Annotated in this window: 16 protein-coding genes; all 16 read left to right on the forward strand. The window is 38.1% G+C overall.

The genetic code is table 11. From position 1 onward, the window contains the following. Positions 1-7 precede the first annotated feature (7 nt). The 16 genes from H8S37_RS11755 to H8S37_RS11830 all read left to right on the forward strand — a co-directional run bounded on the left by H8S37_RS11755 (position 8) and on the right by H8S37_RS11830 (position 16,540). The gene (locus H8S37_RS11755) at positions 8-625 is read left to right on the forward strand and encodes a YesL family protein (protein ID WP_186876259.1); all 618 of its coding nucleotides are present in this window, start codon (positions 8-10) and stop codon (positions 623-625) included. 45 nt (positions 626-670) lie between these two features. Next, the gene (locus tag H8S37_RS11760) at positions 671-1,546 is read left to right on the forward strand and encodes an alpha/beta hydrolase (protein ID WP_186876260.1); all 876 of its coding nucleotides are present in this window, start codon (positions 671-673) and stop codon (positions 1,544-1,546) included. A 23-nt stretch (positions 1,547-1,569) separates the two neighbouring features. After that, entirely contained in the window at positions 1,570-2,526 is a 957-nt protein-coding gene (locus H8S37_RS11765) for a Gfo/Idh/MocA family protein (RefSeq protein ID WP_207723940.1), read from the forward strand. A 713-nt stretch (positions 2,527-3,239) separates the two neighbouring features. Further along, a complete protein-coding gene (gene citD / locus H8S37_RS11770; protein WP_186876261.1) occupies positions 3,240-3,515 on the forward strand; it encodes a citrate lyase acyl carrier protein in 276 nt (91 codons plus the stop codon). Then, on the forward strand, positions 3,512-4,381 hold the full coding sequence (locus H8S37_RS11775) for an HpcH/HpaI aldolase/citrate lyase family protein (protein WP_186876262.1): 870 nt from the start codon (positions 3,512-3,514) through the stop codon (positions 4,379-4,381). The genes citD and H8S37_RS11775 overlap by 4 nt, the downstream gene beginning before the upstream one ends. Then, on the forward strand, positions 4,381-5,784 hold the full coding sequence (citF, locus tag H8S37_RS11780; RefSeq protein ID WP_186876263.1) for a citrate lyase subunit alpha: 1,404 nt from the start codon (positions 4,381-4,383) through the stop codon (positions 5,782-5,784). The genes H8S37_RS11775 and citF overlap by 1 nt, the downstream gene beginning before the upstream one ends. A gap of 22 nt (positions 5,785-5,806) precedes the next feature. Further along, complete coding sequence (locus H8S37_RS11785) at positions 5,807-6,868, forward strand: DctP family TRAP transporter solute-binding subunit (RefSeq protein ID WP_186876264.1); 1,062 nt, start codon at positions 5,807-5,809, stop codon at positions 6,866-6,868. 14 nt (positions 6,869-6,882) lie between these two features. After that, the gene (locus tag H8S37_RS11790; RefSeq protein WP_186876265.1) at positions 6,883-7,383 is read left to right on the forward strand and encodes a TRAP transporter small permease; all 501 of its coding nucleotides are present in this window, start codon (positions 6,883-6,885) and stop codon (positions 7,381-7,383) included. Position 7,384: 1 nt separating this feature from the next. Next, a complete protein-coding gene (locus H8S37_RS11795; protein ID WP_186876266.1) occupies positions 7,385-8,674 on the forward strand; it encodes a TRAP transporter large permease in 1,290 nt (429 codons plus the stop codon). A gap of 22 nt (positions 8,675-8,696) precedes the next feature. Then, the gene (locus H8S37_RS11800; protein WP_186876267.1) at positions 8,697-9,461 is read left to right on the forward strand and encodes an N-acyl homoserine lactonase family protein; all 765 of its coding nucleotides are present in this window, start codon (positions 8,697-8,699) and stop codon (positions 9,459-9,461) included. Positions 9,462-9,583: 122 nt separating this feature from the next. After that, positions 9,584-11,515, forward strand: coding sequence for a sigma 54-interacting transcriptional regulator (locus H8S37_RS11805; protein ID WP_186876268.1), 1,932 nt, complete (start codon positions 9,584-9,586; stop codon positions 11,513-11,515). Positions 11,516-11,665: 150 nt separating this feature from the next. Beyond that, positions 11,666-12,859 (forward strand): CaiB/BaiF CoA transferase family protein, encoded by a 1,194-nt coding sequence (locus H8S37_RS11810; RefSeq protein WP_186876269.1) that lies wholly within the window; start codon positions 11,666-11,668, stop codon positions 12,857-12,859. A gap of 16 nt (positions 12,860-12,875) precedes the next feature. Further along, positions 12,876-13,784 (forward strand): hydroxymethylglutaryl-CoA lyase, encoded by a 909-nt coding sequence (locus tag H8S37_RS11815; RefSeq protein WP_186876270.1) that lies wholly within the window; start codon positions 12,876-12,878, stop codon positions 13,782-13,784. A gap of 10 nt (positions 13,785-13,794) precedes the next feature. Next, positions 13,795-14,619 (forward strand): transketolase, encoded by an 825-nt coding sequence (locus tag H8S37_RS11820; protein ID WP_186876271.1) that lies wholly within the window; start codon positions 13,795-13,797, stop codon positions 14,617-14,619. 5 nt (positions 14,620-14,624) lie between these two features. Continuing rightward, a complete protein-coding gene (locus tag H8S37_RS11825; RefSeq protein WP_186876272.1) occupies positions 14,625-15,572 on the forward strand; it encodes a transketolase family protein in 948 nt (315 codons plus the stop codon). A 2-nt stretch (positions 15,573-15,574) separates the two neighbouring features. Beyond that, positions 15,575-16,540: a D-2-hydroxyacid dehydrogenase gene (locus tag H8S37_RS11830; protein ID WP_186876273.1), complete on the forward strand. Its 966-nt coding sequence runs from the start codon at positions 15,575-15,577 to the stop codon at positions 16,538-16,540. Positions 16,541-16,678 lie beyond the last annotated feature (138 nt).

The raw sequence follows: 16,678 nt of genomic DNA on the forward strand, positions 1-16,678 counted from the left end.
GATATACATGGGATTTTTTAGTGCAGAGAATAAAATTGTACAGCTTTTAGACATATTTTTTGATTATATGCTGCTGCTTTTTTTGAGTTTGTTGTTTTCTGTTCCAATTATTACAATAGGTCCTGCTTCTGCCGCAAAATATTATACAGCTATGAAAATTGCGCGGGGAGAATCTCCCAATGTAATACGTGCATTTCTAAAATCATTCCGGGAGAATTTCAGGCAGGGCTTAGTCTTGGAAGGGATTGCCGGCATTGGGATTTTGATCTTGGGAGTGGACTGGTATATTATCCTGCATACGAATTTTGGGCTGGCATCTTATGTCCTGTTGTCAGTTATTGCAGTAGCAACGCTTATAGCGCTGTTCATAGGAACGTATTTTTTTGCACTGCTGGCAAGGTTCCATGCAGGAACATTTAGAATAGTTAAATGTGCGTTTTTAATTGGTATCGGAAAGTTTTGGGCCGGTATTCTCTTAGCAGTATGTAATTTGATTGTGCCCATTTTATGTTTGGCATGGAGTCTTTATGCTCCTTTTATATGGCTGATCGCAGGAGCTCTTTTGCTGAACGCAAAGAGCCATCTGTTAGTGATGGTACTCCGCCGGTTTGAAAATGAAGGGTAAAAAAGAATATTCAGGAAAAATACAGAGCAGACAGGAGGAAAAAATATGGAAGAATATATCTATCATGACGTAAACAGGCGGGGAAGAATTACGAGGATTGCGTATTCGACAAAAAATCAGTCGGGAGAAATAAGAGAAAAATATGCGAATGTTTATCTGCCATATGGATATGACGAGGAAGACAATAATGTAAGATATAATATACTTTATATTATACATGGCGGAGGAGGAAGCCCCGATGCATGGCTGGACAGCTGCAAAGTAAAAAATATGCTGGATTATGTGATAGAAACAAAGAAGATTTCTCCGCTTATTGTGGTATTTCCCACATATTATAAAGAAAAAATCGGGCGGATAGGACCTCCGGTGCGTGAAGTTGAACGCGAACATGTGCGTTTTTTCCAAAAAGAGTTAAGAGAAGAACTTTTACCTGCTGTGGAAAGCAAGTATCATACTTATGCGGAAGAAACAACACTGAAAGGACTTCAACAATCACGGATGCACAGAGGTATCTGTGGTTTTTCTATGGGCGGAGCGGCTGCGTGGTTTGCATTTTTTCACAATATAGATTATTTTTCTTATTATGTGCCGTTAAGCGGCGACTGCTGGGAAATAGAGGGACAGGGCGGATTGACAAAACCAGAAGAAACAGCGGAGGTATTAAAAGCTCAGGCAGTATCTTCCGGCTATGGAACGGATGGGTTCTTTATATATACGGCGACAGGCACAGAAGATATTGCGTATGAAGCATTAAACGGACAAGTCCGCGCTATGCGAAAATATCCGGATGTATTTGAAGAAAATGAAGATCTGTCTAAAGGGAATTTTCATTATTTGCTGGGGAAAGAAAAGAAGCACGAATATGAAGCGGTATACCAATATTTGTATAATATACTGCCATATTTATTTGAAAGAACATAGTATAAAGGAAGAAGGGGTACGTGATGCTGAAGATAGCAATTATCGGTACAGGAGCGATTGCAGAAAAGATGGCGCAGACCATCCGCGAAATGGAAGGAGTCTGTGTATATGCAGTTGCGTCAAGGTCAAAGGAAAAGGCACGAGGATTTGCGGCGAAATATGATGCCAGACAGGTATTTGGCAGCTATGAGGATATGGTTAAGGAATCCGAGTGTGATTTGGTTTATATTGCAACACCGCATATGCTGCACTATGAACATATGAAGTTATGCCTGGAATATGGAAGGTCTATATTATGTGAAAAACCATTTACAGTAAATGCGGAACAGGCAGAAGAAATTTTTGCGCTGGCGGCAGAAAAAGGCTGTTTTGTTACAGAAGCGCTGTGGACACGGTACATGCCATTTGTAAATATAATAAAAGAAAATATAGAAAAAATAGGTAGTCTTTCTTCTTTGACGGCGAACCTGGGATATTCTATCCAGAATGTCCCAAGGCTTCGGGAACCTGGATTAGCAGGAGGAACACTTTTAGATCTGGGAATATATCTGCTGCATTTTGCCAGAATTATATTCGGGAAAAATATAAAACAGATTACTTCCGCAGCTGTACTGTCTGAGAAAGGAGTAGATCTGTCCGATAGTATAACGCTGGAATTTGAAGGAGGTAAAATGGCAGTGCTGCACAGCAGCATGTGTGCAGCTTTAGACAGACGTGCGGTGCTGTACGGAGATGAGGGATATATGGAAGTGACTAACATTAATAATCCGGAAAAAATAGAATGGTATAATCGTAAGCATATCTGCCAGGAACAAATATATCTGCCAAAACAAATAAGCGGGCTGGAGTATGAAATCGAAAGCTGCCGTCAGGCTTTAGAAAAAGGGTGGACTGAATGTCCGCATCTGCCCCATGAAGAAACAGCAGAGGTACTGCGGATTATGGATAAAATGCGGAAAGAATGGGGGATGAGATATTAACATAATCATTATTTATTATGGGATATAATTTATAGCAGTTAAGATATTTAGAAAGAATACACTGGAAAATAAATCAGTCCAGAACTATTTCTGTTATGAGATATACTATATCTGTACAAACTTTCAAAGATAGTAATCTACAATTTTTTATAAAACAAAAGTTTTGTTATACATTACATTTCTTTATCTGATTTGCTCACATTTCAAAGTACACTACATATAGCAAGAACAGAAACACAAATGTGGAATTTAGTAAAACAGGCATTTCCTTTGTTAATATTATCTTGTGTCAGTATTTATTCATTTTTATATTAAATCACATATTAACTATTTAAATATTAGCGTAGTTTATCAAAATAGGCCAAGTGGAATAGGGTTAATTTTTTGCAGGAATAGAGGAAAAAATTACTATTTGCCAGGAAGGTTTTACATTATGTAATATTATATTAAAATTTGGAAAAAAGTGCGGCGGAATAACGAAAGGTTATAAAGCAGCACTTTTTATATAGGAAATAAGAAGATAAAATGTTTCAAAAAGTAGTGAGATTTTTGCCTTGAAACAAAAAATAAAATAATGAAGAAATGAGAGAAAGAAAAAGCCGCTGATTTCAAAAGAAAATAGTATGTTTATAAATAAAAAGAAAGTTGGCATAAGTTTTGCTCGTTTATATAACAAAAGGCTAAAATTATAAAGAAAGATTAGGAGGAGAAAAATGGAGATAAGGCAAACTGCACGGGCTGGAACCAATGAAAAAAGCGACATTTTAATTGAGATATTTTCTGCGGATAGAGGGATTCACCTAGAGTTGTATTCTACAGTAGAGAAATGCTTTGGTACTGCGGTCAGGAAAACGATTAAGGAAGTGATAAAAGAGTTTGGAATACAGAACGCTTATGTTAAGGCGACAGATAAAGGGGCGCTGGATTATACGATAAAGGCAAGAACTGAAACAGCATTAAAAAGAGCATGTAAAGGGGGAAGCATATGAGAAGGACAATGTTATTTCTTCCAGGAAACAGCCCTAAAATGATAACCAATGGTGGTGTTTTAGGAGCAGACAGCATTATTTTTGACCTGGAAGATGCAGTGGCTCCAAGTGAAAAAGATGCAGCCAGAGTTTTAGTAAGGGAAGCCTTGAAAAACATAGATTTTAATGGATGTGAAATTATTGTACGGATTAATTCTCTAGACACTCCTTTTTGGAAAGAAGATTTAGAGGAAATAATTCCGCTGAAACCAGATGTTATTATGCCGACAAAGGTAAATGATGCCACATATATTTGTGAACTTGATAAAGAAATAAGTAGAATCGAAGAAAATAAATATATGCATAGAGGAAGTACAAAGTTGATTCCGCTAATTGAGACAGCAAAAGGGATAGAAAATTCATACAAAATTGCTTTAGCAAGTAAACGAATAGAGGCGTTATACTTAGGGGCAGAAGATTTAACCGCTGATTTTGGATGTTCGAGAACGAAGGAAGGAAAAGAAATTGATTATGCCAGAGGCAGGCTTCTTTGTGCTGCACGGGCAGCCGGAATAGATGCTTATGATACACCATTTACCGATATAGAAGACCTAAAAGGGCTTGAAAAAGATTCATATTATGCGAAAGGAATGGGATATACAGGTAAGGCTGTTATTCATCCGAGTCATGTAGAAATTGTTAATAAAATATTTAGCCCTACAGAAAAAGAAATATTATATGCACAGGAAATATTAAAAGCGATTGAAGATGGAAAAAAGGCTGGAAAAGGTGCAGTATCTTTACATGGGAAAATGATAGATGCTCCGATTGTAGAACGTGCAAAACGTACTTTGTCTGTGGCAGAAAAAATTAGAGGAGGTGTATAATGCAGAAACTAGTAACCGATATTAAAGAAGCAATTATACGATGTGGACTGAAAGACGGAATGTGTATTGGGTTCCATCACCATTTACGAGGAGGTGATTATGTCTTAAATATGGTGATGGATGAAATCGCGAAGTTAGGAATTAAAGATATTACAATTAACGCAAGTTCCATACATGATGGTCATCTCCCTTTGATAGAACATATGAAAAAAGGAGTAGTAACTGGTCTGGTTACAGCTTACATAGGACCCGCTGTTGGAAAGGCTATATCAGAAGGTATACTAAAAAGACCAGTAGTCTTTCAGACACATGGATACAGGCCTTGTGGAATGGAAAAGGGGGAATATGTACCAGACATAGCGTTTATTGCAGCACCTACATCAGATCCGATGGGAAATTGTACCGGAAAGACAGGTAAATCAGCATGTGGATCTCTGGGATATGCATTTACAGATGCACGGTATGCTAAAAAGACCGTGATCATTACGGATAATCTAGTAGAGTATCCCTTGGCAGAGTATTCTATTTCAGAAGTAGACATAGACTACGTGGTATGTGTAGATGAGATAGGAAATCCAGAAGGAATTGTGTCAGGAACGACAAAACTTCCCAGAAATCCAGTTTCTTTAAAGATAGCGCGATATGCAGCAAAAGCGATTGAAGCTTCGGGACTTCTTAAAGATGGATTTTCATTTCAGACAGGAGCAGGAGGGGCATCACTTGCTGCAGCAGGTTATTTGAAGGAAATTATGCTGAATAAAGGAATTAAAGGAAGTTATGCTCTTGGAGGAATTACAGGATATTTAGTAGATATGCTGAATACTGGTTGCTTTAAAGCCTTACAGGATGTACAGTGTTTTGACTTAAAGGCAGTGGAATCTATACGCGAGAACCCAAATCATATGGAAATTTCAGCAAGTCATTATGCCAACCCAATGGCTAAAAGTTCCGCAGCATCTTCACTAGACGTTGTAGTATTAGGAGCAACAGAAATTGACATAAATTTCAATGTAAATGTACACACAGATTCTAATGGGTATATTATTGGTGGTTCGGGAGGGCACAGTGATGTAGCACAATGCGCAAAAATGACTGTGATAGTTGCTCCATTACTGCGGACCAGACATGCTGTAATAAAAAATAAAGTAAAATGTATTTCTACTCCGGGCAATACAGTAGATATATTGGTGACAGAATACGGAATTTCTGTGAATCCTGTTCGAAAAGAATGGGAGGCGCTGTTTAAGAAAAAAGGCGTTCCAATTGTGGATATTTATGACTTGCAGAAAAAAGCAGAAAAGCTTACAGGAATTCCAGAAGAAGTAAATAGGAAAAATAATAAGGTAGTGGCAGAAGTAGTATATCGTGACGGTACTATACTTGATAAGATCTATCAAGTATAAATAAAAATTTAGGAGGTTTTTTATGAAAAAGAAGGCAGTGGGTATTTTAGTAATCGCAGGAATGGTAATAGGACTGACAGCTTGTGGCAGTCTGAGCAGTTCAACAGGAGACAGCGCTTCTTCAAATGCGGAGAAGGAAAAAAAGTCAGGAAATGCAGAGGTTTTAACATTGACATTTGCCCTGTCTGAGACATCGCCACATTATGAGGCTTCTTTAAAATTTGCAGAGTTGGTTGAAGAATATACCGAAGGAGCATATACAGTGGAAGTGTATCCGAATTCTACGTTGGCCGGAGGAAATCAGTTGGGAGCGATTGAGATGGTACAAAAGGGAACAATTTCCTGCGGATTTCTTTCACCATTAGTACAGTGCAGTATTGTTCCAGATTTAAATGCCTTGTGTATGCCATATCTTTGGAATGATTATGAGACGATTGATGCAACTTTAGCGCCGGGGACAGACGTAGATACAGCGTTAAATAATATTTTAAAAGACTATGGATATATTGCTGTCGGATATGCAGAGAATGGATATAGAGAGCTTACAAACAGCATAAGAGAAGTAAGAAAACCAGAAGATTTGAAAGATATTAAAGTGCGTTGTATAGGTTCTAATATGTTGTTTGAATTTTTCCAGGAATGTGGTGCCAATCCAATGGATATGAATTTTAGTGAATTATTCACCGGATTGCAGCAGGGTGCGGTAGACGGGCAGGAAAATCCGATTTCGACAGCAATTTATCCTCAAAAGTATTATGAAGTACAAGATTATATGACAGTATGGAACTACACGTATGAACCACATCCTCTTATGTTCAATTTAGATTTGTGGAACTCTTTTGACAAAGACACACAGGAAGCTATTCAAAAAGCAGCAGTAGAGGCATGTGATTTCCAACGAGAGTTATCCAGAACAGCAATTGAAGAAGATACACAGGCAATAGAAGAAAGTGGTACGAAGGTGACTGTACTAACAGAAGAAGAAAAGGAAGCATTTAAGGAAATAGCAGAGCCTATCGTTGAAAAACACAAGAAGGATTTTAATCCTGAATTAGTACAGGCATTAGAAGAAGCTACAAAATAGGGGGCATATGAATAGTGGATGAGAAAAAGGAAGTAGTAAGTGAAACAAAGAAGAATAGTAAAATGATATTAGAAGAATATATTATTGCAGCAGGTATCTTAGTAATGTTGCTGATTGCGGGGGCAAATGTAATTGGACGTTTTATATCGGGAATTTCTTTATCTTTTTCAGAAGAACTGGTTGTATATATTTTTGCAGCTACATCCATTATAGGGGCTTCAGCAGCATGTGCGAGGGGAGCAAATATGGGATTAAGTGCGATTACGGATCTTTTACCCCAAAAAGCGCAGATAGTTTTTGTGATTCTTTCAACATTAGGAAGTGTACTTTTATTTGCTTTACTGTTTTATCAAGGGGTAGTAACAGTACAGTCAATGATAGAGTATGGACAGAAAACGCCCATATTACGCATTCCTACATGGATTTTTGAAATTTTTTATTCGATAGGAGCCGCAATGTATATATTTAGAGCAATACAACTAGCAGTAAAAAAGATAAAGGAGCTGAGAGTGTAGGATGGTTATTGAAATAGGATTGGTTTTACTGATATTATTTTTTGTTATGGTTCTTATGAATATCCCAATTGCCGTTTCGCTGGGATTATCTACATTAGTTACTATGATCCTGTATGGTATTCCTCTGGACATGTATTTAGATTTGATTAATTCAGGTCTGGCAAAATATTCTTTACTGGCAATTCCATTTTTTATACTGGCGGGCTTCGTAATGGAGAAATCAGGAATATCTAAAAGGATTATTGAATTTGCCAGATTATTGGCAGGACCTGTACCAGGCGGCCTGGGAATTATCTCTATTGTAGTTGCTATGTTTTGGGGAGCGATTTCAGGCTCAGGGCCGGCGACGGTAGCGGCGTTAGGGAGCATTTTGATTCCTGCAATGATTGCGGATGGCTATAATAAAGGTTTTGCTGCGGCGCTGCTTGCTGCGAGCAGTGCAATAGCAGTTGTTATACCACCAAGTATTAATCTGGTAGTATACGGAGTTATTTCAGGAGATTCAATTGGAACATTATTTATTTCTGGGATTATTCCAGGGATTATAATGGGGATTTGTTTCATACTTTATGCATTGATTTATTCTATCCGGCATGGCTATAAAGGAGAGCGGTTTGGTACGAAAAGAGAAATATGGAAAGGATTTAAAGAATCTTTTTGGGGACTTCTTTCACCAGTCATTATTTTAGGGGGAATTTATGGAGGGATTTTTACACCAACAGAAGCCGCTGTTGTTGCTGTTATTTATAGTATTATAGTTGGATTATTTGTATATAAAGGATTTAAAATAAAAGATTTATGGAGGATTTTTGCAGAAGCAGGAGTAAGCTCGGCAAGTATTATGATAATTATGGCAAATGCAGCTGCAATGACTTGGTTGATTACATCACAAGGGATTGCAACAAGATTTGGAAATGCATTACTGAATATATCCGATCATAAGATAGTAATACTACTTTTAATTGATTTGATGTTGTTGATTGCAGGAGTTTTCATAGATGGTATTTCAATTGCTTATATTTTCGTGCCGTTATTTTTGCCAGTTGTACAACAGCTTGGTATGGATCCAATCTGGTTTGGTGTTGTGCTTACAGTAGCGATTGCAATCGGCTTTACAACGCCTCCGGTAGCTGTAAATTTATATCCTGCATGTAGAATTGCCAATATTGGACTTGGAACAATTTCAAAAGAAGTAATTGGATTTGTCATTGCGGGAATTATAGCGATTATATTATTTACTGTATTTCCAGAATTAATTCTGTTTGTGCCGCGTGCCGTAGGAATGTTGTAAACAGGGAAAGGAGGAGATGAGATTGGCAGAATATAAAATTTATCCGTTAAAATTAGCGGAATTTCAGAAACATGAAAAATCGACATTACTATACTTACAAGGGGCTGGCGAAAAATTAGTCACACCGATCATAGCATATCTGGTACAAGGAAATGGATTGAATATATTAGTTGATACAGGATGCGGAGGACCGGAATGGTCAGCAGAACATCATCATCCTATTGTGCAGACAGAAGATATGCTTCTTGAAAATGCATTGAAAGCACATGGAGTAAAACAGGAGGATATTACATGTATTGTAAATACACATTTGCATTGGGATCACTGCTGGAATAATGACAAATTCCCCGGAAAAAAGATCTATGTTCAAAAAAAAGAAATGGAATTTGCGTTGCATCCGTTACCAACACAATGGGCATATTATGAATCAGAAGAAATAGGATTAAAGCCGCCGTTCAAAAAAACAATGGAACAATATATACTTGTAGATGGAGACACAAATCTTTATGAAGGTATAGACTTGATATTTATTCCAAGTCATACTCCCGGATTTCAAGGGGTTTTAGTAAATACAACAAATGGAAAATATCTGATCGCCAGTGACTGCCTTGGAAGATTCGAGAACTGGGAAGGAAATGGTGTAATGAAACATATTCCCTCGGCGATTCATGTAGATTTAAATCAATGTTATGCAACTTATGATAAAATTGAAAAAATATGTGATTATATTCTTCCCGGACACGATGGGAAAGTATTTGATGAGACAGTTTATCCGCCTGAAAAATGAGTTGCTGACAAGATGCAGGATGCCCAAATTTACCGGGGTGTCCTGCATTTTATGATTGTATATCTAAGTGGAGTATGACATACTTAAATTAATTGTGGTGAATATTAGACAGGGGGCGTGGTATGGGCAAGATAAAAATGTGTTGTATTACTTACAGAGAACAAGACAAATTAGTTGAAATGGCATTAAAAGAATTAAATGATGATGAAATAGAAGTTCATATAGTAGAAGGCGTTTTAGAAGAAGTTATTGAAAAAGTTGAGTATGAAATAGTAAATGGTGCGGAAGTACTTCTTGCAGGCGGTGCAAATGCAGAGGTTGTAAGAGAAATTTTTAATATTCCGCTTATAAATTTTAAAATATCAGAGTTTGATATTTTATCTGCAATTTCAGAAGGAATTGAAAAAGGAAAAAGGCCGGCATTAGTTACGTATCGTAATAGTATGCCTTTAAAACTTAAGGAATATCTTGTAAGACAAAAGAAAGATATTTTAAATATTGTATATGAGGATGCACATGAGCTGGAAAAATTTATTGCAGAATCAGAGGCGGATGTAATTATTGGACGTGCACATGCTATGGAAGTGGGAGAAAAGTTAGGGAAAATAACCATTCCCATTTTATATAGCATTTCTGGAATGAAAGATACGATTATGGAAGCAAGACATATCGTTAAAGAAATTAGAAAAGTAAGACAAGAGAATCAGTATAAAAATATAATTTTAAACCATACTATGAACGGAGTACTGCTTGTAGATGAGAACGGTATCATAATTGATCGCAATCCAATTGCTAAAGAAATTTTAAATTTAAAATATATACATCTTAAGAATCAAAATATAGAAAACATATTTCCATTTTTTAAATTGGAAGAATTTAAGAAAGGGAAAGAAAAAGAAAAAAGTGAAGTAGTTAAAATAGAAGATGAAGAGATTCTTATTCAAATAATTAAAATGGAAGAAAATTTCCAGCAATATAGCGGTTTAATTATCCTGCTTTCAAAATTGAACGATATTCTTAAAGCACAAGTGGAATACCGGAAGAAAAAGGCTGTGTCTGAAAGAGAAAAAGGATTTCAGGCAAAAAGTAAATTTCAAGATATTATAGGGCAGTCTGTTCAATTAAAAAAGTGTATTGAAGATGCCCGGGTATTTGCAGAAAGTGATTCTTCTTGTCTTTTATATGGAGAAACAGGTGTTGGGAAGGAAATATTTGCCCAAAGTATTCATAATGAAAGCAGAAGAAGCGATGGTCCTTTTATAGCTATTAACTGTGGAGCACTTCCCGAATCACTTCTTGAGGCAGAATTATTTGGTTATGATGAAGGCGCATTCACAGGAAGCAAAAAAGGTGGTAAAAAAGGAGTGTTTGAACTTGCAGATAGAGGGACACTTTTCTTAGATGAAATTGGCGAGATTTCTTCTTTAATGCAGACAAGACTACTCAGGGTTTTACAAGAACATGAAATTATGCGAGTTGGAGGTGAACGGATTATACCGGTTGATGTAAGGGTGATATCGGCTACAAATAAAGATTTAGAGCATGTGGCTTCAGATGAATTTAGAAAAGACTTGCTGTATCGTTTAAATGTTCTTGAATTACATCTTCCGTCTCTTAGACAGAGACAGGGGGATGCATTGTATCTATTTGAACATTTTTATAAACAAAGGCGTGGCCGCGAAATAGCTCATATAGAATTGCCATCAGAAGTACAGGAAATTTTAGAGATATATCAGTGGCCGGGAAATATACGGGAGATGCAGAATGTTTGCGAGAGATATTGCCTATATATGGAACAGACATTGACGGTTAATAATACTGTAATGAAACGATGTATGATACGTGCAATAGGCGAGGAACGTTTGTTACAGGAAATCATTAAGAAGTATCAATGTGATGGAAAGAATATTTCAGTGGAACTAGTAATGGCATTAAAAACAATAATGTCTTATAGCAGAGAAAAAATTGCGCAGCTATTAGGAACAAGCAGAACGACAATTTGGAGACTTATGAAAGAAAAAGATGTTTCAAAAGCAGGAGAAAAACAGAACTGAAACATTTGTAAGATAATAAAGAGGAAATAATGAGAGAAGTTTATGCGAATTTACGCAGAACTTCTCTTTTTTATTGAGAAAAATAATTTGGCATAAATTTTGCTTGGTATTTAGAGTATAAAATTAAATTATTTTAAGGATGGTGTGAATATGAAACAAACAGGTCTTTTAAGTGGAGTAAAAGTGTTGGACTTAACGCGGGTACTTGCGGGTCCCTATTGTGGGATGATGCTTGCAGATATGGGCGCAGATGTAATTAAGATTGAAATGCCAGGCAGGGGAGATGATGCCCGAAGAAATGCTCCGATTGTTCACGGGGAAAGTGCATATTTTATGAACTTGAATCGGAATAAACGGGGAATGACACTGAATTTAAAAAATGAAAAAGGAAAAATGATATTTAGAAAGTTGATAGAGAGATCAGATATTGTATTGGAGAATTACCGGCCTGGCGTAATGGAAAAATTAGGATTGGGGTATGAAGAACTCAGAAAAATTAATCCGGCCATTGTATATGGAGCAGTGTCAGGGTTTGGACATTATGGGCCATATTCACAGCGCGCAGGGTATGACATTATCGGGCAGGCTATGAGTGGACTAATGAGTACAACTGGATGGCCAGATACGCCTCCTACACGTACAGGAACTGCAATTTCTGATGTGATGGGAGGAGCGAGCTGCTGTATTGGTGTTTTGGCAGCCTATGTAAACCGCCTGAAAACAGGAGTGGGAGATAAAGTCGATGTCTCCCTTGTAGATTCTATGGTGTCTTCTCTTGAAATTATAAATATGATTTATCTATGTACCGGACGGGTGCCGAGCAGAATTGGAAATCGGTATGAGGCAATCTATCCTTATGATTCCTTTCATGCGAAAGATGGTATGGTCATCATTGCATGCGGTAATGACAAACTGTATAACATTTTAAAAGAAAAACTGAAAATGCCGGAGCTTCAGGATGAAAAGTTTGCGACGAATGTCGATAGGGTGAGAAATCACGCGCCGTTAAAAGAGATTATAGAACGCTGGACAAAAGACAAAAATATTGATGACATCGTGGAGGAGCTGCTTGCGGCGGGGATTCCGGCAAGTCCTGTCAATACAATCGACAGAGTAGCGCGGGATCCGCATATTGCAGTGGCACGGGAAATGTTTGTGGATTTGGAACATCCGGTGGCAGGAAAGATGAAGGTTACAGGAAATCAGTTGAAATTCACAAATAATAAAATAAAGATTGATACACCGGCGCCTTTGTTGGGACAACACACAGAAGAGATTTTAAAAGAAGAGCTGGGTATTGCTGGGGAAGAATACAAAGGTATGAAGGCAGAGGGGATTTTTTAGAAAGGAAGAATTGAATATGGAGAAGAAAGTAAAAATTGTGGAAATAGGGCCGCGGGATGGGTTTCAGAGTGTCAAAACATTTATCCCTACAGAAACGAAACTGAAGATTATAGACGGACTTGTAGAGGCAGGATATAAAAAGATACAGATGGGCTCTTTTGTAAGTCCAAAAGCGATTCCGCAAATGCGGGATAGTGCAGTGATAGCGGAGACGGTTTTAGAGAGATATAAAGGAGTAGAATTCTTTGCTCTTGTACCAAACCTCTATGGATCAAAAGCCGCGGCGAAAGCAGGGCTTAAAGAGATCACACCAGTAATTTCTTTAAGTGAATCTCATAATATGGCAAATGTAAAAAGAACTAGAGAACAATCACTAGAAGAGATTAAGAAAATACGGGAAGAACTGCCGGATATGAAAATAACACAGGATATTGCAACAGTGTTTGGATGCCCGTTTGAAGGAGAAATGTCAGTTGAAGCATTGATAGAATTGGTAGGAAACATAAGAGAACTGGGAATTCATTCGTTTACCTTGTGTGATACAGTAGGTATGGCATATCCGACTTTGGTAGAAAGAGTTTTTTGTGCGATGAAGAAAAATTTCCCTGAAGATAAGTTCCATGTACATATTCACGATACAAGAAATATGGGAATATTAAACAGTTATATTGCATTACAAAATGGAGCAGACAGCATTCAGGCAGCAGTAGGAGGACTTGGAGGATGCCCGTTTGCACCGGGAGCTACAGGGAACACTTCCAGTGAAGACCTGGTATATATGTTGGAACAGTGCGGGTATGAGACAGGAATTAATTTTGCTAAATTACTGAAGACAGCAAAATATGTAAAAGCCAAAATTGATGGAAATTTTAGTGGGCACCAGATAAATATACCGGAAAAACCATGTGTGATAACGCAGGAGTAAAGGAGCAGATATGAATAGAGATGAATTGGAAGAAGTGTGCCGTATAGTCCGTACAGACATTATAGAGATGATATATCATGCTGGTTCTGGGCATCCTGGCGGGTCGCTGTCAGCGGTAGAATTGTTGGCAGGGCTTTACTTTGGAGGAATTTTAAAAATAGACCCCAAGAATCCAAAATGGGAAGAAAGAGATTACTTTATCCTTTCTAAAGGCCATGTTGCCCCTGTACTATATAGTGTGTTGGCACGAAAAGGATTTTTCCCTGTTGAAGAGCTGAAAACACTGCGGAAAATGGGGAGTATTCTTCAGGGACATCCACATATGTCGCGTACACCGGGGCTGGATTGCTCTGGAGGTTCATTGGGGCAGGGGCTTTCTATTGCAAATGGGATTGCGTTGTCCTGCAAAATGCAGAAAAAGGGGAACAGGATATATTGTCTGATGGGAGACGGAGAATTACAAGAAGGACAGATATGGGAAGCGGTTATGACAGCAGCGCAGCATAGATTGGATAACTTGTGCGCTATTGTGGATTACAATCATATTCAATTAGATGGAAACTTGGAGGAAATTAAAAATCTGGGTGACCTGACGGAAAAATGGGCTGATTTTGGATGGAATGTGTTGGAAATCAATGGACACGATATAGGGGAAGTACTTTTGGCATATCAAAGCGCACAGATGCAAAAAGAAAAGCCAACGGTAATCATTGCAAATACTGTAAAAGGAAAAGGGGTTTCCTTTATGGAGAATGACTGTAACTGGCATGGAAACGCACCAGATAATGAGCAGTACAAACGGGCTGTTTCAGAAATCAGGAGAGAGGAGGTATAAAGCGGATGGAAAAAGAAAAAATTCCCATGCGGGATGGGTATGGAAGGGCATTGTTAAAGCTGGCAGAAGAAAAGAAAAACTTAATTGTTATGGATGCGGATGTGGCGAAATCTACCCGTACAGTATGGATACGCGAACAGTATCCAGAGAAGTTTATTGATATGGGAATTGCTGAACAAGATATGGTGGGAACGGCCGCAGGGCTGGCATTAGGCGGTATGCTCCCATTTGCGACGACGTATGGCGTGTTTTTAGCAGGCAGGGCGTGGGATCAGATCCGAACAACGATATGCTATAATCATCTCAATGTGAAGCTGGCGGGAGCCCATGCAGGTATTTCTGTAGGAGCAGACGGCGCAACGCATCAATCGCTGGAGGATGTAGCATTGATGCGTGTATTGCCGGATATGACGGTTGTAGTACCTTGTGATGCATATGAGACAGAGAAAGCGACATTGGCGATTGCAGAACAGGAAGGGCCATGTTTTATCCGTTTTGGACGTGAGGCGGTTCCAGTTGTCACGAAAAAAGAAAGTCCATTTATACTGGGTAAAGCGAATATAATGAGAGAAGGGAAGGATATCGTTCTTTTTGCAAATGGAGCGATGGTACAGGAAGGATTAAATGCAGCAGAGTCTTTGGAAAAAGAAGGAATTGATTTGATGGTTGTGAATGTACATACGGTGAAGCCGTTAGATACAGAAGCTATTTTGGAAGCAACGAAAAAAACAGGATGTGTTCTTACGGCAGAAGAACATCAGGCAGCCGGAGGTATGGGCAGCGCAATAGCAGAGTTCCTGGTTCAGAATTATCCGGTTCCTATGAAAATAATCGGAGTGGAAGACAGTTTTGGAGAATCGGGGAAGCCGGAAGAACTGATGGAAAAATACGGACTGACTTCAGAACAGATTTATAAAGAGGCAAGGAACCTGTTAAAAAAGAGAGGAGAATAAGGATGAAAATAGTAGTATTAGACGGTTATACACTGAATCCAGGAGATTTAAGCTGGGAAGAATTAGAACAATACGGAGAGCTGACGGTGTATGACAGAACTGCACCAGATGATGAAAGAGAGATTGTCCAGAGAATTCAGGACGCAGAAGTTGTATTTACGAATAAAACACCACTGTCAAAAAATGTGTTTAATTCATGTGGGAATATAAAATATGTGGGGGTACTTGCGACTGGATATAACGTGGTAGATATTCTTTCGGCAAAGGAAAGAGGAATCGTTGTGACGAACATTCCAACTTATGGGACAAATGCTGTAGGACAGTTTGCAATTGCACTTTTACTGGAAATATGCCATCGAATCGGGCACCATGATAAAGCGGTGCATGAAGGAGCGTGGGAAACAAATAAAGATTGGTGCTTCTGGGATTATCCTTTGATTGAACTGGCAGGAAAAACAATGGGAATTATAGGCTTTGGAAAAATTGGGCAGACAACAGGACGTATTGCCAGGGCCTTAGGGATGGAAGTAATTGCAAATGATGAATATCCAAATGACAGAGGCAGGGAGATTGCAGAATATGTATCCAAAGACGAAGTGTTTAAAAAGGCGGATGTGATCACGCTTCACTGTCCATTATTTGCTTCAACAGAGGGAATTATCTGCAAAAAGAATATTGAAAAAATGAAAGACGGGGTCATTATACTAAATAACTCTAGAGGAGCGTTGATAGTTGAGCAGGATTTAGCGGAGGCTTTAAATAGCGGAAAAATATATGCGGCAGGTTTAGATGTTGTGTCTACAGAGCCTATAAAAAAGGACAATCCTTTGTTAAAAGCTAAGAATTGTATTCTCACTCCACATATGTCGTGGGGTGCAAAAGAAAGCAGACAAAGACTGATGAAGACAGCGGTAGAGAATCTGAAAGGATTTTTAGAAGGAATGCCGATAAATGTAGTAGCTTCGTAGGTCACTAAACAGTAAAGTTACGGGAACCACCTTTAATAGGTAAATAGATACGAGGATTTCATGTCAACTTTCTGCCCAATTTATGGAGAACGCAAATATAAAAAGAGTATTTTAAAAATTTGTAAAATTTCTGTTCTG

Source organism: Mediterraneibacter hominis, from assembly GCF_014287475.1.
Taxonomy (GTDB): domain Bacteria; phylum Bacillota; class Clostridia; order Lachnospirales; family Lachnospiraceae; genus Mediterraneibacter; species Mediterraneibacter hominis.